The following is a 20,684-nucleotide window of genomic DNA, read 5'->3' as shown; positions in this document are numbered from 1 at the left end:
CGGAGCGCTGTGTCGATCGGTTCCAGCGGCGCGATGACCCCCGCCCGGTACCGGGAGTCCGGGTGACTTCCGGCACTCAGCTCCAGCGGCGGTGTGAATGATTCTATCCACGGCCCCGCTCCTGCTCCACGCAGCAGCCCCACACCGCCCGACGCTTTAGAATTGCGGGTTTCCCGCGCGCAGCCGAGACCCCGATGAGCACCATGGATTATGACAAGGCCCGAGAACTGATGGTCGAGCAGCAGGTTCGGCCGTGGGACGTGCTCGATCCGCGCGTGCTGGAGGTGCTGGCTTCGCTGCCGCGCGAGGAGTTTGTGCCGGCCGCCCACCGCACCCTGGCCTATGCCGACCTTCCGCTGCCGCTGGGCCATGGCGAGTTCATGATGAAGCCGGTGGTCGAGGGCCGCACGCTGCAGGCGCTCGCACTGGAACCGAGCGACGACGTGCTGGAGATCGGCACCGGCAGCGGGTTCCTGACCGCGTGCCTGGCGCGGCTCGCACGCGCGGTGGTCACCCTGGAACAACATGTGGACCTGGCCGACGCCGCGCGCACGCGTCTGGCCGCGCTGGGCCTGGGCAACGTCCACGTCGAGCAGGCCGATGCTTTCTCGTGGCAGACCCAGCGCCGCTTCAACGCGATCTGCGTGACCGGCGCGGTCGATGTGATCCCGTCGCAGTTCCTGCAGTGGCTACAGCCCCACGGACGCATGTTCGTGGTCCGCGGCCGCGCGCCGGCGATGGAAGCGGTGCTGGTGCGAAGCGCCTCCAGCACGACGGACGTCAACGAGCGGCGCATCGAGTCGTTGTTCGAAACCGACCTGCCCTATCTTGCCGGTGCCGCGCCCGTGCCGGCATTCAAGTTGTGATGCGAGTCCCTCGCAAAATCCCGCACATGCTGGTGCGGATAGTTAAACAAGGACCAAGGAACCCCGCATGATCCGCCGCCCACTCGCACTTGCCCTCGCTTTCGTCCTGCTGCCTGCCACGGCTCCGGCCGCCGACCTGTTGCAGACCTACGAGATGGCCCGCGCCGGCGATCCGCAATTGTCGGCGGCCGAGGCCAACCGGCTGGCGATCCGGGAGGGCGCAGTGCAGGCGCGCGCCGCCCTGCTGCCGCAGCTCGGCGGCAGCGCTTCGCTGACGCGCAGCCGCTCCGACAGCGAAGGCACGCAGGCTTTCGGCAGCACGTTGATCCCCAACAACGGCACCAACGAAAGCACCACGCGCCAGGCCGGGCTGCGCCTGGAGCAGATGATCTACGACCGCGCCAACTTCACCCGGCTCAAGAGCCAGCTTGCACTGAGCCAGGCCGGCGATTTCCAGCTCGAGTCGGCGGGCGATTCGCTGGTCACGCGGACCTCCGCTGCCTACTTCAATGTGCTGGTGGCGATCGAAACCCTCGCCGCGGCGCAGGCTGCGGAAACGGCGCTGCAGAAGCAGTTCGACTTCGCCTCCAAGCGGCTGGAAGTCGGCCTGGCGCCGATCACCGACGTGCACGAGGCCCGCGCCACCTTCGACAGTGCGCGGGCGCAGACGATCCTGGCCGAGAACGCGCTGGAGGACGCTTACCAGGCACTGGCCGAGATCACCGGCCAGCCGGTGCGCAACCTGCGCGCGTTGCCCGAGGACTTCCAACCGGCTCTGCCCGAATCGGAAGGGGCCGACAGCTGGGTCCAGACCGCGTTCGACAACAACCCGGCGCTGCGTGCCAAGGAGTTCCAGGTGCGCGCAACTGCGGCCAATGTCCAGACCGCGCGCGCAGGGCACTGGCCGACGCTGTATTTCGGCGGCAGCTACGGCGATACCAACACCGAGGGTTCCTCCTCCAACAACATCGCCAATGAGGTCACCGATTTCGAGAACGACAGCCAGGCGCGCAGCATCGGCATTACGCTGTCGGTGCCGATCTTCTCCGGCGGTGCGGTGCAGTCCGGCGTGCGCCAGGCGATCGCACAACGCGACATCGCCAGCGACGAACTCGAGCAGCAGAAGCGGGCGCTGGAGCGCAACACCCGCAACGCCTACCAGGCACTGGTCGCCGGCATCAGCGAAATCGAAGCGCGCCGGCTGGCGCTGTTCTCCGCGCGCAGCGCCTACGACGCCTCACAGGTCGGCCTGGAGGTCGGCACCCGCACCGTGCTTGACGTGCTGATCAACCAGCAGAACCTATTCACCGCACAACAGGCGTACGCGCTGGCGCGCTACAACTACCTGCAGAACCGGCTGCTGCTCGAGCAGGCCGCCGGCACGCTCGACATCCAGGACGTGCAGGAGATCAACCGCCTGCTGACCGCCGATGCCGAAGCGCAACTGGACTCGGGCAGCAACTAGGCCGCAGCGGCCTCATCGCACCGGCGGCAATGCCGGCTGCAGCAGCACCATGGTCCGCGCCAGCGCGCCGCGCCCGGTTTCCACCAGCGCGCGGCCGGCGTCCGCCATCGCCTGGCGCGCAGCGGGATCGGCCAGCAGCGCCTCCAGCTCGGCCGCGATCGCGGCCTCATCGGACCCGATCCGCAGTGCTCCGGCCTGCTGCAACCGCCGGGATATCTCGGCGAAATTGTGCAGGTGCGGGCCGGTCACCGTGGCGGCGCCGGTCGCGGCCGGCTCCAGCAGGTTGTGCCCGCCGACCGGCTGCAGGCTGCCGCCGACGAACGCGACATCGGCGCAGGCGTAAAAGTTCATCAGCTCGCCCAGGGTGTCGATCACGAACACGCCGTCGTGCTCCTGCGGCCAGCGCGCACGCGATCGGGTCGAGACCTGCCAGCCGGCCATGCGCGAGTGCTCGGCGACACTGCGGAAACGCTCCGGGTGACGCGGCGCCCACAGCAGCAGCAGATCGGGATGTTGCGCACGCAGGCGCCGGTGGATCGCGATGACTGCCGCCTCCTCGTCCTCATGGGTGCTCGCGGCGATCCATACCGGCCGGCCGCGGCATCGCGCCCGGCACTGGCCGGCGAAATCTTCCAGCGCTTCGGGCACCAGCACGTCGAACTTGAGGTTGCCCATATCGACCACCTGCTCGGCACGCGCGCCCAGCCGGACAAAGCGCATCGCGTCGGCCATCGACTGCGCCGCCACGGTGTGCACCGTGCGCAGCGCGCGCCCGACCAGCGGCGCCAGGACGCGATAGCCGCGCAGGGAACGCTCCGAGAGCCGGGCATTGAGGATGTAGGCGGGTATTCCGCGCGCGCGGCAGCCGAACAGCAGGTTCGGCCACAGTTCGGTTTCCATTATCAGCGCCGCGTGCGGACGGAAATGGTCGAGGAAGCGGCCGACCGCGCCGGGCAGGTCGTAGGGCAGGTAGACGTGCTCGACATCGTCGGGCCACAGCGCACGCGCGCGTTCGGAGCCGGTCGGGGTGATCGTGGTGACCAGCAGCCGCAGGTCCGGCCGGCCGCGGCGCAAGGCAGTCACCAGCGGCACGGCGGCGTTGACCTCCCCGACCGACACCGCATGCAGCCACAGGGTCTGTGCATGCGGCGGATCGTGGTAGATCGCGTAGCGCTCGGACCAGCGCTGCAGGTACGCCGGCTGCCGGAAGCCGCGCCAGATCAGGTGATAGACGGTGATCGGCGCCAGCAAATACAAAGCGGCCGAGTACAGGCCGCGCACCAGGCGCTCGAAGGGGTCGTTCCGCATGTCGGAAGGATAGCGGGACTCGGGACTCGGGACTCGGGACTCGGGACTCGGGACTCGGGACTCGGGACTCGGGACTCGCAAGAGCATCTGTCGCCTTCGGTCTTGTGTCATCCCGGTGCGCAGGACCATTTGCTTCCGTTTCCTACCGCGCAACGGCAGGTCCAGCGCTGCGCCCACGATGACGGAACCAAACGGACGTCTGCGTCATCGATACGTCCACCAGCTGCGACAACGCCCCCGCTAGAATCACCAGCATGCCGGCACGCCCTCCCTCCCTGCCCCGCCCACCACTGGGGCCGCGCCACTGGCCGATGTGGCTGGGCCTGGGTTTCATGCTGCTGGGCGCGCGCCTGCCGTGGGCGCTGCAACGCCTGCTCGGCCGTGGCATCGGAGCGCTCGCATTCCATCTTGCGCGTGAGCGCCGGCGCGCAGCCCAGGTCAACCTGCGGCTGTGCTTCCCCGAGCTCGACGACAGCGGGCGCGCCAGGCTGCTGCGCGGCAGCTTTCGGGACCTGGGCATCGGCCTGTTCGAATTCATCCGCGCGTGGTGGGGCTCAGCGACACCGGTGCGCGACACGCTGCGAATCGAAGGCGTTGAGCGAATCAAGGCACTGCGCGCGAACGGCCAGGGCGTGCTGCTGGTGTCCGGCCACTTCCTGACGCTGGAGATGTGCGGCCGGCTGATGTGCGAGCACCTTCCGTTGGCCGGCATGTACCGCCGCCACCGCAGCCCGGTGTTCGAGTGGGCGGTCAAACGCGGCCGCCAACGCTACGCCGCGGCGATGTTCAGCAACGAGGAGATCCGTCCGGCGATGCGCCACCTCAAGCAGGGCGGCGTCCTGTGGTATGCGCCTGATCAGGACATGCGCGGCAAGGACACGGTGTTCGCCCCGTTCTTCGGCGTGCCGGCGGCGACCATCACCGCGACCCACCAGTTCGCCCGTCTCAGCGGCTGCGCGGTGGTGCCGTTCTTCCACCGCCGCGAGGGCGCCGACTACGTATTGCGCCTGGGCGAGCCGTTGGCTGGATTTCCGTCCACCGACGCGACGACCGACAGCGCACGGGTCAATGGCGCAATCGAGGCAATGGTGCGCGAGGCACCCAGCCAATACCTGTGGATCCACCGGCGCTTTAAACGCCGGCCGGGCGGGATGATTTCGCCTTATCAGCCGCATTAGCGGCGATCTGCGTACCGACAACTCGACGCCGTCGGCCGACGCTGAACATCGCCGTTGCCGTTGCCGTTGATGTTCCACGCCAACCAACCCACCTCGCCACTCCACAGACCCCAAAGGGCGGCGGGCAGGGATGCCCGCCGTTTTTCGACCGAGCCATGGATGGCGAGTCGAAAAATCCCCGCGCTACTCCACGCCCGCACGGGAGGTGTGTCGAGGAGAGCCCTTTCTTTGGTTACTTTCTTTGGGCTTAGCAAAGAAAGTGACCCGCCTTCAGGCGGAAGCTCTTGCGGTTGATCGTGAGCACGCCGCGACCTTAAAAAAACATCCGCAGACGGTAGGCAAGCAAAGATCATATGCTTTCGCCTGAAGGCGAGTCACTTTCTTTGAAGGGCCAAAGAAAGTAACCAAAGAAAGGCCCTTCCTCGACACTTCAAACACCTCGCCGTGCGGGCGACGCGGGGATTTTCCGACTCGGCATCCTGCCTCGATCGGAAAACGGCGGCCATCCATGGCCGCCGCCCCTTCGGGGTCTGTGGAGTGACCCCACGGATGAATTTGCGCGGGACAGCAACGGCAATGCAAAAGCCGAAGCCAAAGCTCATATCCGGCTGAATTCAAGGTTCGCTGGATCACATCGGGTGAGGACTCGTGATCTCAGTCGGGCTGCGAGGCAATCCGCAGCGGCGGGTCATCGCGCCTCGCGGGCCAGCAGGCTGCCCGCGTACAGGGCTGCCAGCAGCAGCGTCAGCCCGCCCCAGAATGTCGAATAAAACGCCAGATGCGTGTTGAACGGGAACACCGTCACCACCATCGCCAGCATCGCCGGGCGCGCGTTCTCACGCGCCTGCGCATCGGCAAAGCGCCACGCCCGCCACGCCAGGGCGGCGCCGGCGAGCCACATCAGCAGGCCGAAGAAGCCGGTCTCGCTCAGCACCTCCAGCACGACCTGGTGCGCGTGCAGCGCCGGGCCATCGCCCCAAACCGCGAGCTCGCCCTGCTGGGGATCGCAGGCTGCGAACGCCTCGCGGAACCCGCGCGCGCCCACGCCGTTGAACGGATGCTCGCGCGCCATGCATAGCGCCGCGCCCCAGATCCGGGTGCGTCCGGACAGGGCGATGTCGACGCCACCCTCGTCGGCGGCCAGCACCTCGGCGGTGCGCTCGATGCGCTCGCCCACTTGCGGCGAGGCAACACTCAGTACCGCAAGCGCGATTGCGCCGAACGCGAACACGCCCAGCAGCTTCTTCCAGCCGAGCAGGCTCCAGCCAGACAACAGCAGCACCAGTGCGAAGGTGATCCACGACGCGCGCGCACCGGCCATCAGCACCACGATGCCGATCGCCGCGGCGGCCACGCTCCAGCCGCCCATGCCGAAACGCCGACCCGCCGCGTACAGCACGAACGGCGACAGGCTGGCGATCACCAGCCCGAGCTTCAGGTTGCAGGGCCCCAGGATGCCGCTGAGCCGGTCGACGCCGGCGGTATCCTCGGCGCTGCACATGCCGCGGTCGCTGATCAGGTGTTTGAGCGTGTCGATGCCGGCGAACAGCGGACTGGTGCCGGTCAGCGCCTGGGCCAGCGCATCGAGCGTCCACACGCCCATGATGATCGCCAGTCCGCCGAAGGTGATCCGGCGCCCGCGCGTATTGGCGACCGCCGACGCGGTCAGCCACAGGAACGGCAGATAGCGCAGGTCGACGGCGGCCTCTCGCAGTGTCCGGCCGGTATCGACCGCGTCGAACGCCGATACCAGTTCCGGCAGCCAGTAGGCAAAGAACAGCACGCTGGTCAACGCCCAGGCGTGGTGGCTGAGCAGTTGCGCACCGCCGCGGAAGCGCGAGCCGACCAGCTTGAAGATCGCCACCAGCGCGCCCAGCACCAACACGCCCTCGGCATAGCCCGGCGCCGGCCACAGCGCGACGAAAGCCAGGACCCACGCCGGCGCCCAGCGCCACCCCGCCGCGCCGTGCGACGCGCGCGGCATGTCACCGGGGGCGCGGTCGGTGGAAGTCATGTCAGCGGACGGCTGGTTCATCGACGAGTTCGGCATAGAGAGCGAGGGTGGCGTCCTGCATCGCGGCCAGGGTGTAGGGAATCGTAGCCGGTGGTGCGGGCGGGCGGGCGAGCAGGGCCTGCGCGGTGTCGGCCAGCGCCGCCGCATCGAACGGGGCGACCTCCCCTCCCGGCTGCAGTTCCCGCAGCAGCTCGCCGACACCGCCGTGGGCCCAACCGAGCACCGGCCGGCCCACCGACAGCGCCTCGATCACGGTGCGCCCGAACGCTTCTGGCTTGCGCGAGAGCTGCAGCACCAAATCGCTGGCCGCATACGCGCGCGCGATCGCCTCGGTCGGCGCGGTCAGCGCAATCGCGCCGCCGATGCCGAGCGCCGCCGCCTCGCGTTCCAGTTCCAGCATGTACGCCTGGCGACCGGCATCGCGCGCGCCGGGCAGCCACAGGCGGGCGTCGATGCCGCTGCGGCGCAGCGAGGCCAGCAGCGCCAGCGCATCGGCATGTCCCTTCAGCCGCGTGCCACGCCCGGCGAGCAGCAGCAGCGGGCCGTCGCCGTCCAGAGCCAGGTGCTGCCCCGCGGCCCAGCGGCGGGCCTGGCGGTCAGGCGCCGGGCAGCGTGGAAAGGCAGCCGGATCAATCCCGCGCGGGATCACCCGCAACTTCTCGGCGGCCGCTCGCGGATAGTGCTGCCGCACATGGCTGCGCACGCTGGTGGAGACGCAGATCACCCGTTCGCCGCGGGTCATCACTTCGCTGTAGCGCGAGGGCGAATTGAGTCCGTGCACGGTGGTGACAAAACGCGGGCGCGCACCGTCGCGCATGCCGCGCAAGGCCATCGATCCGAGCCAGGCCGGCAGCCGCGAGCGCGCATGCACCAGGTCGACCGCTTCATTGGCGAACAGCGCCCGCAGCCTGCGCACGTGCCGCAGCGTCAGCAATGACTTGCGACCGATGTCCAGCGCAACGTGTTCGGCGCCAGAGGCCTGCAGCCGCGGCACCAGACGCCCGCCGGCGGAAATCACGATTGCGCGGTGACCGGCGCGTACCAGTGCGTCGGCGATTTCCAGGGTGGAGCGCTCCACCCCGCCTGATTCGAGCGCGGGCAGCAACTGAACGATGGTCAGCCGGCGCACGAAGCGACTCCCGGATCAAAGGACGGGTTGAGCAACGCAATACCCATCATCGCCATGCACCGAACCATCGCGCCACCACCGGAACAGCCGTCGCGGCGCAATACATCACAATGCGACGCTGCAATCCTGCGGGCGCGGAGTTCGCCGGCACGGGCAGGTTCGTAATGATGGGTATCGCTTCGCTCAACCCGTCCTAGGTTGCGTCGGGCTGGGCGTCATCGACGAGCACGAAGTGCGCGCCGCAGTACGGGCATTGGCTCTCGCGCTCGGCTTCGATCGGCAGGTAGACGCGTGGATGCGAATTCCACAGCGCCATCGACGGCAGCGGGCAACTCAGCGGCAGGTCGGCGCGCGTCACCGTGTAGCGCTGCTCGGCGTTGGCCTGGGTGGGGTGGTCGGAGGCTGCGATCATGGCGGCGATGCACGGGCGTTGCGAGGCGCGCAGTTTAGCAGCCACGTGGTATCCAAGCCCGCGACGGTTCTGCCCCTGCGGCGCATCCGGGTGCTGTAGGAGCGGCTTCAGCCGCGATCGGGCGATGGGCCGCTTGCATCGGTTCCGGATCGCGGCTGAAGCCGCTCCTACAGGGAACGGGACCAGAACGGCGCAAGTACCTAGGCAGGCAGCTCGAACAGCAGCACGTCGGCCGGCGTGTTGCCGCTCCGTTCGATCCGCAGCGTGGCGGTCTCCTCGACGAACCCAAGCGCGTCGCCGGCCTGCAGCTCGCGCCCGTAGAGCGTGACTGCTCCGGCGGCCACGTGCAGCCAGTAACGACGCGCACCGGACAACTCTCGTGCCACCTCCGCGCCCGCCGGCGGGCTGAGCGCATACAACCGCGCGTCCTGGCGAATCGCGAGGCTGCCGTCCGCCCCGTCGGGCGAAGCCAGCAATTGCCAGTCTCCGCCTGCGCCCGCGTCGCGCCGCGCGTACGCGGGCGCGGCATTGACCCGGTCGGGCTGCAACCATATCTGCAGGAAGTGCACCGGCTCGGTCCCAGAGGCGTTGTACTCGCTGTGTTCCACCCCGTGCCCGGCGCTCATCCATTGCAACTGCCCCGGCCCGATCTCCCCGCCACCAGCGCCGCTGCTGTCGCGATGCGCCAGCGCGCCGCTGAGCACATAGCTCAGGATCTCCATGTTGGCGTGGCGGTGCGGCGGAAAACCCGCACCCGGCGCGACCCGGTCCTCGTTGATCACCCGCAACGGCCCGAAGCCCATCCAGGCCGGGTCGTAGTAGCTGCCGAACGAAAACGTATGGCGGCTCTCGAGCCATCCGGCGCGTACGTGGCCGCGGTCGGCGGAGCGGCGTTCGATGATCATCGGCGCGTCTTAGCCGGCGTCTTCGGCCTCGGCCACCACCGCCTCGGTGGTGATGCGGATGGTCACCTCGTCGCTGACGTTCGGCGCGTACATGTCGACCCCGAAGTCGCTGCGCTTGATCGTGGTGACCGCATCGAAGCCGGCCGCGCGGCGCTTGGCCATCGGATGCTCGCCGATCTGGTTGATGGTGGTGTCGAGCAGCACCTCGCGGGTGGTGTCGCGGATAGTCAGTTCGCCCCACACGCGCAGCTTGTCGTCGCCGGCGGCCTCGATGCGGGTGCTTTTGAAGGTGATTTCCGGATACTTTTCGGCGTCGAAGAAGTCGCCGCTGCGCAGGTGCTCGTTGAACGCCTCGACATGCGACTCCAGGCCGCTGAGCGGAATGGTCACCTCGACCGAGGACTGGCCGACGTTGTCGGCATCATGGGTGATGGCGCCTTCGACATCGCCAAAATGCGCGATGGGGTTGGAGAACCCGAGGTGGTTCCAGCTGGCGATCACGTCGGTGTGGTTGGGATCGATCGTATAGGTGATTGGCGCGGCGGCGGCGCTGCCGGCAAAGGCGAGCGCGAGGGTGATAGGCAGCAGCAGACGCTTCATGGATAGCTCCGTTGTGGGAAAGAACGAACCGCATTCGGACGCGGATCAACGCGGAGGGACACGGATAGGGCACTTTTACGTTGAAGATTGATTCGCGTTTTGATCCGCGTAGATCCGCGTCAACGCTTGTTGCTTCAGACGATGCGCGCGGCTTCGTCGAATGCCAGTCGCGGCGAACGCGGAAACAGCTTGTCGGTGTCGCCATGGCCGAGATTCACCAGGAAGTTCGACCTGATCGTGGTGCCACCGAAGAACTCGGCGTCGACCCGTGCGTTGTCGAAGCCCGACATCGGCCCCGTGTCCAGCCCGAGCGCGCGCGCCGCCAGGATCAGGTAGGCGCCCTGCAGGCTGCCGTTGCGCAAGGCGACCGGGGTGAGTTCGGCTTCGGACTTGCCGTCGAACCAGCTCTTGGCATCGGTGTGGGGGAACAGGTACGGCAGCTTCTGGTAGAACGCGACATCGTGCGCCACGATCACCGTGACCGGCGCCGCCATGGTCTTGGCGTAGTTGCCCTCGTCCAGCGCCGGGCCGAGCCTCGCCTTGCCCTGCTCCGACTTCACGAACACGAAGCGCGCCGGGGTCGTGTTGGCGGTGGTCGGGCCCCACTTCACCAGGTCGTAGAGCTGGCGCAAGGTCTCCTCGCTGACTTCACCGCCCAGCTCGTTGTGGGTGCGGGCGGTGCGGAAGATCCGGTCGAGCGACTCGTCGGGCAGGGTCCGGGACATCGTATTCTCCAGTGGCAACACAAGTGGCAAAAACAGCATCGCTATGCGCGCAAATCGGCGCTGACAGGGGCGCAGCCGACACCGGGAAGTGTAGAGTCTCGGGTGTCAAGCAACAGACGACACCTCCGGAACGGATTACACGCACTCGTGCAACGACCCAGCACCGCGACCCTCGCTGCCTGGACCGTGACCGACGGCCATGCCGGCAACTCGCGCCAGGCCACGGCACTGGCCGATGCGCTGGCCTTGCAGTCGCGTGGCATGAGCGTGCATGCACAAACGCTGCAGCCACGCGCACCCTGGCGGTGGCTGGCGCCGCGACGGATGCCGGGCGCAGCGCATGCATTTGGCGACGGATTCGCCGATGCCCTGTCGGATCCACCGGCGCTGGCGATCGGCTGCGGACGGCAAGCCGCGCTGGCGACGCGGCTATTGCGCGCGCGTGGCGCCAAGGCCGTGCAGATCCTCGATCCGCGCGTGTCGACGCGCCATTGGGACCTGGTGATCGCGCCCGAGCACGACGCGCTCAGCGGCCCCAACGTGCTGACCCTGCTGGGCAGCCTGCACCCGGTCGATGACCTCTGGCTGGCAGCGGCGCGGCGCGATTTCGCGGCGCTCGCGAAGCTGCCGCAGCCACGCACCGCGCTGTTGCTGGGCGGTGCCAGCACCCATGCGGCGTTCGACACCGCGCTGTTCGGCCAGATCGCCGCGCAGATCGGCGCGGCGGTGGCGCGCGAAGGCGGCAGCGTGCTGGCCACCACTTCGCGACGCACGCCCGAAGCGGTCAAGGCGCGGCTGCGCGAGCGCTTCATCGGCATTCCGGGCGTGGTCTGGACCGGCAGCGAGGGCGGCGAGAACCCCTACCCCGGGCTGCTCGGCTGGGCCGACCGGATCGTCTGCACCGCCGACTCGGTCAACATGCTGTCGGAGGCCTGCGCGACCGACGCGCCGGTATTCGCCGCCGGCATCGAGCGGGTCCGCGGCCGGCCGAAGCGCTTTCTCGAGAGCCTGCTGAGCCGCGACCGCCTGCGCCCGCTGGACGGCGTGCTGGCCGACTACCCGGTGGTGCCGCTGCGCGAGACCGCGCGCATCGCCGAAGAGGTCAAAGCGCGCCTGCACCTGTAGAGCGAAGCTTGCGCCGCTGCTGCTTCGGCCACGCGCGTGGAAGCAGCCGAGCAAGCTCGGCTCTACGGACAGGTCGGTGGCGCAGCTGGTGTAGGAGCGGGCCATGCCCGCGACCGGGGCACCACCTTCCACAGCGCCTGCACGAAGAGCTCGCGCCCATGGGCGCTCCTACAAACAGCCGGCAGGTGCTGTAGAGCGGAGCTTGCTCCGCTGCTGCTGGCAAGGTGCTAAGGCAGCCGAGCAAGCTCGGCTCTACGGACACGTCGGTGGCGCAGCTTCTGTAGGAGCGCCCCATGGGCGCGATGGGGCACCACCCTCCGCAGCACCTGCACGAAGACTTCGCGCCCATGGGGCGCTCCTACAGGCCCTCGCCGCGGGGTGCGGTGAAGTCCAGGCCCTGCGCCTGCGTCGCGGAACGGATCGCCGCCCGGGCGGCTTCGACTTCCTCGTCCATTGCAGTCCGGCGCGAGCGCCGGTCCAGCGTGCAGTCCAGCCCCCGCGCCAGCAGCAATGCGTGCGCTGCGAGCAGGCCTGCGGCACTGGCCGCGTCCAGCAGCCCAGCCTCGCGCATCGCCTGGATCAAAGCCGGCGTGTTGCGCGGACCCAGCAGCACCGGGTGCACGTGGCCCTCGCGCAACACCAGCGCCTGCAGCAGGAACTCCAGGTCGACCAGCCCGCCCTCGCCCTGCTTCAGGTCGAACGCCGCCGCGTCGCCGCGGTCGAGCTCGGCCCGCATGCGGCCGCGCATCCGGGCCACGTCGGCATGCACCTGTTGCCGCTGCCGGGCGCGGGCCAGCGTTTGCGCGCGTACCCGCTCGAAGTCGGCGCAGAGATGCGCATCGCCGCTGACGCAGCGTGCGCGCACCAGCGCCTGGTGCTCCCAGGTCCAGGCACGCGTGCGCTGGTAGTCGGCGAAGCTCGACAGCGTGGACACCAGGAGGCCCTTGGCACCGTCGGGGCGCAGCCGCACGTCGACGTCGAACAACCGGCCGGCGGCGGTGACCGTGCCGAGCAGCGCGACCACTTTCTGCGCCACCCGCGCGAACCAGCGCGAGGCGTCGATCGGGCGGTCACCGTCGGATTGTGCCTCCGGCGCGGCGTCGTACAGAAACACCAGGTCCAGGTCGGAGCCGAAGCCCAGTTCCTCGCCGCCGAGGCTGCCGTAACCCAGCACCGCGAACCGCGCCTGCGCGATGCGCCCGTGCGTGCGCGCGACTTCGTGTTCGGCCAGCAGCACCACCCGCCTGACCACGCCATCGGCCAGCCATGCCAGCTGCTGGGCGCTGTCGGTGGCGGACTGGCGCCCGTCACGCAGTGCCATCGCGACGCGGAAGCCCAGGGCCTGGCGCACCTCGTTGAGGGCCTGCAAGGTCGCTTCGATGTCGTCGTCGCCGGCGACCGCCGCGCAGGCGGCGAGCAACTCGGCGCGGTCCGGCAAGGGCCCGGAGATGCGCACGTCTAGCAGTTCATCCAGCAGCAGCGGATGGGACGCCAGCCGCTCGGCCAGCAGCGCGCTGTGGGTGACCACCTCGACCAGTCGCGCCAGGGCCGCGGGCTGCTCGTCGAGCAAGGCCAGGTAGGCGCTGCGGCGCAGGATGTTGTGCAGCATCGCCAGCAACCGGCGCAAGGCCAGCATCGGTTCCGACGAGGACGCCGCGCCATGCAGCAGCGCCGGCAGTACCCGGTCGAGGCGGGCGCGGGTGCTGTCGGACAGCCCGGCCACGCCGGGACTGCGGGCGAAGTCGCGCAGGATCGCATCGGCGTTGCCGGCCGGCTCGAATCCGGCCCGGGTCAACACCGAGGCATCGCCCGCATCGGGCAACGCCAGCCAGTAGCTCGCCAGCGCGCCGGGCGCGGCGTTGCGCCGACGCGGCGCCAGCAGCGCGGCGAACTCCTCGCTGACCAGGGTGCGCTGCGCATCCAGCGCCTCGCGCAGCGCGGCCCAGGCCTCGAAGCCCAAGCCACGGGCGATCCGTGCGCGGTCCTGGCCGTCTTCGGGCAACGAGTGGCTCTGCGCATCGCGCAGCATCTGCAGGCGGTTCTCGAGCCGGCGCAGGAAACGGTAGGCGCCGGTCAGCGCCGCACCGGCTTCGGGCGTCATCTGGTTGGCCTCGACCAGCGCGGCGAGCGATGCGCGCAGTTGCCGGCTGCGCAGCTCGGGTTCGCGGCCACCGCGGATCAGCTGCAGCGCCTGCGCCAGAAACTCGATCTCTCGGATGCCCCCCGGGCCGCGCTTGATGTCGTCGGCCCGCTCGGTGCGCGCGACCTCGGCGGTGATCGCGGCCTTCATCGCACGCAGGCCGTCGAGCGCGCCGTAGTCGAGGTAGCGGCGGTACACGAACGGCCGCAGGGTTTTCAGGAAGCGCTCGCCGGCTTTGAGGTCGCCCGCGACCGGGCGCGCCTTCTGCCACGCATAGCGCTCCCAGTCCCGGCCCTCGCGCTGGAAGTACTGCTCCATCGCCGCGAACGACCACGCCGGGCGGCCGGCGTTGCCGTAGGGCCGCAGCCGCAGGTCGACCCGGTGGCAAAAGCCATCGGCGGTGACCTCGTCGAGCAGCCGGGTGAGCTGCTGGCCGAGTTTGGCGAACCAGGCTTCGGCATCCAGCGGGCGGGCACCGTCGCTGCTGCGCGGCGCTTGGCCCTCGCCCGCGTCGTCGGCGGATGGGTAGGCGTAAACCAGGTCGACATCGGAACTGAAATTCAGCTCGGCACCGCCGAGCTTGCCCAGGCCGAACACCACCAGCCGCTGCGCGCCGCCAGCGCCATCGCGGACGACGCCGTGCCGCTGCGCCATGTCGGTTTCCAGCGCTGCCAGGCCCAGCTCCAGGCAGCGCTCGGCCAGCGCGGTGCTGCCGGCCAGGGTCGTATCGACGTCATCCAGGCCGAGCACGTCGCGCCACACCAGCCGCGCCGACTCGGCCGCGCGGTAGCGCCGCAGCAATGCCGGCCACTGCTCGCGCGCGTCGATGTCCAGCACCGGCGGCGGCGCCGGGCCGGCATCGGGGTCGACCAGCAGCGCCACCAGCCGATCGGGCTGGCGCACCAGGGTGTCGATGGCGAAGTCGCTGGCGATGGCGACCTGGCGGCAGCGCTGCACGGCCTCGCCATCGGGATCGCTCAACTGCTCGGCCACCTCCGGCGACGCCGCGCGCAGCCGCGTCAGCGCGCGCTCGGCCAGTGCGCGGAGGGCATCGGAATCGGTGTCGGTGAGCGCAATCGGCATGCCTCGATGATGGCACGCGTCGGCATGCCGCCCGAGCTGCCGACCATCAAAAAGGCGCCCGCCGTTGCCGACGAGCGCCTTCTGGTGTTGCGGTGATGCGGTTACCGGACCGCGCGCGCCGCGTTGACCCGGCCGCCACCGAAGGTGTCGTCGTTGCCGGGCTTGCCCAGGTCATCGGCGGAGGCGCGCAGGATGCGCGTCACCGCGGCCGGCTTCATGTCACCGCCGTGCTTGCCGATGATCAGCGCAGCCACGCCCGAGGCATGCGGGGCGGCCATGCTGGTGCCCGCGTTCCAGCTGTAGAACGAGCTGCCGCCGGAGGTGAAGGTGGTGCTGAACACCATGTCGAACACCCAGCACGCCTGACCCACGAAGCCGATCTGGCAGCCTTCGTTGCCGGGATAGACGAAGTCGCCGCCCGGCGCGGCGAAGTCGATCGCCGATTGGCCGTAGTTGCTGTAGCTCGCGCGGCCGTCCAGGTCGATGTCGAACGGCGCCAGCGCCCAGCCGGTCGGCGCGGTGGCCGAGATCGCCAGCACGCCCGGCAGTTGCGCCGGGAATGCACGCACGCTCTTGTCGTGGTCCAGATCGCGCGCGTCGTTGCCGGCCGAAGCCACCACCAGTGCGTTGCGGCTGGCGGCGTAGCGCGTGGCGCGCGCGGTGGTGTTGATCAGGGCCGCGACCTGGTTGGCGCCGGGGCCGCTGGTCGGCAGCCCACCGGCCACGCCCAGGCTCATGTTGATCACGTCGGCGCCCTGCTCGGCGGCGAAAACGATGCCCTGGATGATCCCGGCGAAGCTGCCGCTGCCGTTGGCCGCGCTCAGTACCTTGACCGCGAGCAGCCTGGCTTCCGGCGCGACACCAATCGTGCCGATGCCATTGTCGGCGGCCAGGATCGTACCGGCCACGTGGGTGCCATGGCTGCTGCCGCTGGTGTTGCAGAAGTCCGGCTCGCTCGGCACGAACGATGCGCCGCCGATCAGGTTCGGCGCGATGTCGACGTGGTCGCAGTACAGGCCCGAGTCCAGCACCGCCACGATCGCACCTTCGCCGCGATAACCGGCATTCCACGCGCCGGCCGCGTCGATTGCGGCATGGCCCCACTGCAGGTCGAAGAAAAAGTCGTCCTCGCCCGATGCCGGCGGATTGCCGAAGGCATCGGCCGCGATCGGCTCGCTGCCCTGCGGCTGCTCGAACTGCAACACGTAGTCGGCCACCGCCGAATGCACGCCCTTCACCCGCGCAGCGCGATCGGCAAACCCGGCGTATTCCGATTCCACGATCGCCACGCCGATCTGCGGCAGACGCGCGGTGATGGTGCCGCCGGCCGCTTCGATGCGTTGTGCGAGCTGCTGGTCGAAGGCATTGCCGTTGGCCGCGACGACAAAGGTCTCGGCGTGGACGGATGCGGCAAAACCCACGGTACCCAGGGCCAATGCGATGGCCCGTACAGACAAGTTCATGTGTAGCTCCCTTGAAAAAACGAAAAGATCCAGTTGCCAAATCCCAGCTGAACGCTGAAACCGGCCGGCCGAGTCTAACCGTGATGGGGATCACGAAACCTGTTGCGTGGCATCAAGGGCATGTGGCGGCCCGCGTTCGCCGCGCGGAACCGGGGCGGCACGGCAGCGACATGGCTCGCGAGTCGCCGCTCGCGGGCGTGGCCCGCTCCTACATTGGCGCCGCTGTTTTTGTAGGAGCACCCCATGGGCGCGATGCAAGCCGCGGCGCGTCTCCCCGCAGGCCAGACAAGGCGCTCCTGCACCGGCACCGGCACCGCTGATTTGCGAGCCAGGACCGGGCCAAACAAAAAGCCCGCCCCGGTCGAACCGGTAGCGGGCCTGCTCCCTCCCCCACGTCGGGATGCAGCCCGATCGTGAGGGAGGTGTGATCAACAATGCACGCTGCAGCGCAAAAAAGAACCCGGCAGTTTGGAAAAGACCGTCTCTGCGCTTCACCACGTAATCGCCGTCGGGCACCAAGAAAGCCTTCTTCTTGCCAGTGGTGGTCACACCGTCCCACGAGAACGCGAAGATAAGGACCAGGCAAAAAAGAACCCCGCCTCGGGGGCGGGGTTCCTGGTGTTGCCGGGCTAACCAGCGCGTCGCGGTGTCGCGACGCGCTCGGCCGGGGCGCTGGATCAGAAGTCCATGCCGCCCATGCCACCCATACCACCCATGCCGCCACCGCCGCCGCCCATGGCCGGCTCTTCCTTCTTCGGCGACTCGGCGACCATCGCTTCGGTGGTGATCATCAGGCCGGCGATCGACGCGGCATTCTGCAGCGCGGTGCGGGTGACCTTGGTCGGGTCCAGGATGCCGAACTCGATCATGTCGCCGAATTCGCCATTGGCCGCGTTGTAACCGAAGTTGCCGCTGCCTTCCTTGACCCGGTTGAGGATCACGGACGCCTCTTCACCGGCGTTGATCACGATCTCGCGCAGCGGGGCTTCCATCGCACGGCGGGCGATCTGGATGCCGTGGTTCTGGTCTTCGTTGATGCCCTTGAGCTCGGCGATCGCGGCCAGCGCGCGGATCAGCGCGACGCCGCCGCCCGGGACCACGCCTTCTTCCACTGCCGCGCGGGTGGCGTGCAATGCATCTTCCACACGTGCTTTCTTTTCCTTCATCTCGATTTCGGTCGAGGCACCGACCTTGATCACCGCCACGCCGCCGGCCAGCTTGGCCACACGCTCCTGCAGCTTCTCGCGGTCGTAGTCCGAGGAGGTCTCCTCGATCTGCGCCTTGATCTGCTTGATGCGCGACTGGATGCCCTCGCCGTCGCCAGCGCCGTCGATGATGGTGGTGTTCTCCTTGGAGACCTGCACCTTCTTCGCGCGACCCAAATCGTTGATCGTGGCCTTCTCCAGTTGCAGGCCGACTTCCTCGGAGATCACGGTGCCGCCGGTCAGCACGGCCATGTCCTCGAGCATCGACTTGCGACGGTCACCGAAGCCCGGCGCCTTGACCGCGCAGACCTTGACGATGCCGCGGATGGTGTTGACCACCAGGGTCGCCAGCGCCTCGCCTTCGACTTCCTCGGCGACGATCAGCAGCGGCTTGCCGGCCTTGGCCACGCCTTCCAGCACGGGCAGCAGATCGCGCACGTTGGAGATCTTCTTGTCGTAGAGCAGGATGAACGGGTCGTCAAGTTCGGCCTGCATCGACTGCTGGTTGTTGATGAAGTACGGCGACAGGTAGCCGCGGTCGAACTGCATGCCCTCGACCACGTCGAGCTCGTTGTCCAGGCCCGAACCTTCCTCGACCGTGATCACGCCTTCCTTGCCGACCTTGTCCATCGCCTGGGCGATGAGGTCGCCGATGTTGGTGTCGGAGTTGGCCGAGATCGCGCCGACCTGGGCGATTTCCTTGCTGGTGGACGACGGCTTGCTGATCTTCTTGAGCTCTTCGACCGCGCCGATCACGGCCTTGTCGATGCCGCGCTTGAGGTCCATCGGGTTCATGCCGGCGGCGACCGCCTTCATGCCCTCGCGGATCAGCGCCTGCGCCAGCACGGTGGCGGTGGTGGTGCCGTCACCGGCGATGTCAGAGGTCTTGGACGCGACTTCCTTGACCATCTGCGCGCCCATGTTCTCGAACTTGTCGGACAGCTCGATCTCCTTGGCCACGGACACGCCGTCCTTGGTGATCGTGGGGGCGCCGTAGCTCTTCTCGAGCACGACATTGCGACCCTTCGGGCCGAGCGTGGCTTTGACGGCATTGGCGAGTACGTTGACGCCGCGCACCATCTTTGCGCGTGCGTCTTCGCCGAAGCGGATTTCTTTGGCAGCCATTTTTTAACTCCGGGAATCGGGAATGGGGAATAGGGAATCGGAAGAACGGGTAGGGCGGGTTTCAACCCGCCATCGCTGTTCCTGGTGATGTGGCGGCGGGTTGAAACCCGCCCTACGCATCAGCCGAGGATCGCGAAGATGTCGTCTTCCTTGACCACCAGCAGATCGGTGCCGTCGAGCTTCACTTCAGTGCCGCTGTATTTGCCGAACAGCACCTTGTCGCCGACCTTGACGTTCGGCGCGCGCACGCTGCCGTTGTCGAGCACCTTGCCTTCGCCGACGGCGATGACTTCGCCCTTGATCGGCTTTTCGGTGGCCGAGTCGGGAATCACGATGCCGCCGGCGGACATCTTTTCTTCTTCCATGCGCTTGATGACCACGCGATCGTAGAGCGGCTTGATATTCATGGACAACCTCTAAGTGGTTGAAGGGGTGGGGAAAAGATCAGAATTTTAGCAGTCGCCCCCGGTGAGTGCCAATGCCGGAGACGACAACGCCCGGCGAACCGGGGTGGCGAGGAGATGGGGCGGATCAGGATGCTTTCAAGGGTTCGCCTCACGGCGGCCATCGGCTGGTCAAAGGCGGATCGGGCCGCGGTGCGGCCGGGACCGCTCGACCTTGGGCGGCGGCAGCCTGGCGGATGCGCAGCCACGCGCCCATGAAGAAAGAGCGCGTCCCCGAAGGCACGCGCTCTTTCTGGTACGGAGATGGCATCCGAGCACGGCGTCCGTGGCCCCTCCCCTGACCTGGCGACTCCTGTCCGCGCTGACGTCCTGTCGGCGTGCGGCGATTCTGTTCGTACGAACTCGCCTTGACCAGAGCAGTCGGCTTATGGTGTCGTGCGCTTCCAGTAGCGTATTGACGAGCTGAACCGCATGAAAGCAGAACTGTACCAGCATATACGGGCCGTGCCGCTACCATCGGTATACACGTTGCGGACAGTATCGGTAGCGCCGCCACTACTGGACACCCTAGCCCTGGACACCCCGGATGCCGCTCCGCTGCGGCTTCGCTCCCGCCGCGCCGGACACACACCCTCGCCCGCGGGAGCCGGTCGATGACGCCCCAGCAACGCATCCGCCTCGCGCGCCGGCACGCGGGCCTGTCGCAGAGCGCGCTGGGCCGGGCTGTCGGCGTGCAGCGCAGCGCGGTGAGCCATTGGGAGGCCAGCCTGGGCAAGTCGCCCAGCGCCAACCACCTGCGCGAGGCGGCGCTCGCCACGGGCGTGCAGTTCGAGTGGCTCGCCACCGGGCGCGGGCGCATGACCCTGACCGAAGACATCGCGATGGACTCGGTCGCTGCCGCCGACGCGATGCTGATCGATGATCCACTGGAGTTGCGCCTGCTGGTGGCGTTCCGCGAGGCGCCGATGCTGGCGCGGGCGCCGCTGGTCGAGATCGCCGAACAGTTGGCTTCGCAACGCATCGGGCGCCGCAGCGGCGGGGATGGCGGCAGGAATACGCGCTGAGCCGCCGCCGGCCGGTTGGCCGCGCCGGTCCGGGGCGGCCGCGCGGCCGGTAGAATCGGCACGCATGACCGTCCTGATCTGCCTGTGCACCTGCCCGGACGCCGCCAGCGCGCGTACGCTCGCCACCGCCCTGGTCGAGGAGCGGCTGGCGGCCTGCGTCAACCAGTTGCCGGGACTGACCTCCACCTATCGCTGGGAAGGGCGCATCGAACAGGCCGACGAGGTCCTGCTGCTGATCAAAACCACGCGCGAACACCTCGATGCCCTCACCGCCCGGGTGCACGCGCTGCATCCGGCTGAACTGCCGGAGGTCATCGCGGTCGAAGCCGTCGGCGGGCTTGCTCCGTATCTGGACTGGGTGGTCGGGGAGACCGGCCCCGCGCGACCCGCCGCGTGCAACCTGCCGCGCACCGACATGAAGACTAAAGACTCCGACCCGATGAGCCCAACCTGATGAGTGCGACACCGCGCGA

Annotated in this window: 17 protein-coding genes; 6 read left to right on the top strand and 11 right to left on the bottom strand. The window is 68.5% G+C overall.

Going from position 1 to position 20,684, the window contains the following annotated elements:
* Nucleotides 1–194: 194 nt before the first annotated feature.
* Entirely contained in the window at nucleotides 195–866 is a 672-nt protein-coding gene (locus ACJQWM_RS01915) for a protein-L-isoaspartate O-methyltransferase family protein (RefSeq protein ID WP_332705113.1), read from the top strand.
* A 67-nt stretch (nucleotides 867–933) separates the two neighbouring features.
* Nucleotides 934–2,331 (top strand): TolC family outer membrane protein, encoded by a 1,398-nt coding sequence (locus ACJQWM_RS01910; protein WP_332705116.1) that lies wholly within the window; start codon nucleotides 934–936, stop codon nucleotides 2,329–2,331.
* A 12-nt stretch (nucleotides 2,332–2,343) separates the two neighbouring features.
* On the opposite strand, the gene waaA is transcribed toward ACJQWM_RS01910, so the two are convergent.
* Complete coding sequence (gene waaA, locus ACJQWM_RS01905) at nucleotides 2,344–3,639, bottom strand: lipid IV(A) 3-deoxy-D-manno-octulosonic acid transferase (RefSeq protein ID WP_332705119.1); 1,296 nt, start codon at nucleotides 3,637–3,639, stop codon at nucleotides 2,344–2,346.
* A 254-nt stretch (nucleotides 3,640–3,893) separates the two neighbouring features.
* Between waaA and lpxL the strand changes: the two genes are divergently transcribed.
* On the top strand, nucleotides 3,894–4,817 hold the full coding sequence (lpxL, locus tag ACJQWM_RS01900) for an LpxL/LpxP family Kdo(2)-lipid IV(A) lauroyl/palmitoleoyl acyltransferase (RefSeq protein ID WP_332705122.1): 924 nt from the start codon (nucleotides 3,894–3,896) through the stop codon (nucleotides 4,815–4,817).
* A 688-nt stretch (nucleotides 4,818–5,505) separates the two neighbouring features.
* On the opposite strand, the gene ACJQWM_RS01895 is transcribed toward lpxL, so the two are convergent.
* The 6 genes from ACJQWM_RS01895 to ACJQWM_RS01870 all read right to left on the bottom strand — a co-directional run bounded on the left by ACJQWM_RS01895 (nucleotide 5,506) and on the right by ACJQWM_RS01870 (nucleotide 10,602).
* The gene (locus ACJQWM_RS01895; protein ID WP_411306638.1) at nucleotides 5,506–6,801 is read right to left on the bottom strand and encodes an O-antigen ligase family protein; all 1,296 of its coding nucleotides are present in this window, start codon (nucleotides 6,799–6,801) and stop codon (nucleotides 5,506–5,508) included.
* 31 nt (nucleotides 6,802–6,832) lie between these two features.
* A complete protein-coding gene (locus tag ACJQWM_RS01890; RefSeq protein WP_332705128.1) occupies nucleotides 6,833–7,960 on the bottom strand; it encodes a glycosyltransferase in 1,128 nt (375 codons plus the stop codon).
* 193 nt (nucleotides 7,961–8,153) lie between these two features.
* The gene (locus tag ACJQWM_RS01885; protein ID WP_332705136.1) at nucleotides 8,154–8,372 is read right to left on the bottom strand and encodes a zinc-finger domain-containing protein; all 219 of its coding nucleotides are present in this window, start codon (nucleotides 8,370–8,372) and stop codon (nucleotides 8,154–8,156) included.
* A gap of 200 nt (nucleotides 8,373–8,572) precedes the next feature.
* A complete protein-coding gene (locus ACJQWM_RS01880) occupies nucleotides 8,573–9,277 on the bottom strand; it encodes a pirin family protein (RefSeq protein ID WP_332707708.1) in 705 nt (234 codons plus the stop codon).
* Nucleotides 9,278–9,286: 9 nt separating this feature from the next.
* A complete protein-coding gene (locus ACJQWM_RS01875) occupies nucleotides 9,287–9,877 on the bottom strand; it encodes a YceI family protein (protein ID WP_332707711.1) in 591 nt (196 codons plus the stop codon).
* Nucleotides 9,878–10,011: 134 nt separating this feature from the next.
* A complete protein-coding gene (locus tag ACJQWM_RS01870) occupies nucleotides 10,012–10,602 on the bottom strand; it encodes a malonic semialdehyde reductase (RefSeq protein WP_332707714.1) in 591 nt (196 codons plus the stop codon).
* Between the two features lie 147 nt (nucleotides 10,603–10,749).
* On the opposite strand from ACJQWM_RS01870, the gene ACJQWM_RS01865 reads away from it, so the two are divergent.
* Nucleotides 10,750–11,727 (top strand): mitochondrial fission ELM1 family protein, encoded by a 978-nt coding sequence (locus tag ACJQWM_RS01865; protein ID WP_332707717.1) that lies wholly within the window; start codon nucleotides 10,750–10,752, stop codon nucleotides 11,725–11,727.
* Between the two features lie 358 nt (nucleotides 11,728–12,085).
* On the opposite strand, the gene glnE is transcribed toward ACJQWM_RS01865, so the two are convergent.
* The 4 genes from glnE to groES all read right to left on the bottom strand — a co-directional run bounded on the left by glnE (nucleotide 12,086) and on the right by groES (nucleotide 19,150).
* Nucleotides 12,086–14,950 (bottom strand): bifunctional [glutamate--ammonia ligase]-adenylyl-L-tyrosine phosphorylase/[glutamate--ammonia-ligase] adenylyltransferase, encoded by a 2,865-nt coding sequence (gene glnE / locus ACJQWM_RS01860; protein WP_332707720.1) that lies wholly within the window; start codon nucleotides 14,948–14,950, stop codon nucleotides 12,086–12,088.
* A gap of 101 nt (nucleotides 14,951–15,051) precedes the next feature.
* Nucleotides 15,052–16,413 (bottom strand): S8 family peptidase, encoded by a 1,362-nt coding sequence (locus ACJQWM_RS01855; RefSeq protein WP_332707723.1) that lies wholly within the window; start codon nucleotides 16,411–16,413, stop codon nucleotides 15,052–15,054.
* Between the two features lie 677 nt (nucleotides 16,414–17,090).
* Entirely contained in the window at nucleotides 17,091–18,743 is a 1,653-nt protein-coding gene (gene groL, locus ACJQWM_RS01850; protein WP_332707726.1) for a chaperonin GroEL, read from the bottom strand.
* 119 nt (nucleotides 18,744–18,862) lie between these two features.
* On the bottom strand, nucleotides 18,863–19,150 hold the full coding sequence (gene groES, locus ACJQWM_RS01845; RefSeq protein WP_332708037.1) for a co-chaperone GroES: 288 nt from the start codon (nucleotides 19,148–19,150) through the stop codon (nucleotides 18,863–18,865).
* A gap of 650 nt (nucleotides 19,151–19,800) precedes the next feature.
* Here groES and ACJQWM_RS01840 point away from each other — a divergent pair.
* Together ACJQWM_RS01840 and cutA are read left to right on the top strand one after the other, a co-directional pair.
* Nucleotides 19,801–20,211, top strand: coding sequence for a helix-turn-helix domain-containing protein (locus ACJQWM_RS01840; protein ID WP_332708035.1), 411 nt, complete (start codon nucleotides 19,801–19,803; stop codon nucleotides 20,209–20,211).
* Between the two features lie 64 nt (nucleotides 20,212–20,275).
* On the top strand, nucleotides 20,276–20,665 hold the full coding sequence (gene cutA, locus ACJQWM_RS01835) for a divalent-cation tolerance protein CutA (RefSeq protein ID WP_332708033.1): 390 nt from the start codon (nucleotides 20,276–20,278) through the stop codon (nucleotides 20,663–20,665).
* Nucleotides 20,666–20,684: the final 19 nt, after the last annotated feature.

The sequence above is a fragment of the Novilysobacter longmucuonensis genome (assembly GCF_046600735.1).
GTDB lineage: Bacteria > Pseudomonadota > Gammaproteobacteria > Xanthomonadales > Xanthomonadaceae > Novilysobacter_A > Novilysobacter_A longmucuonensis.
This window is presented reverse-complemented; position numbering and strand designations above follow the sequence as displayed.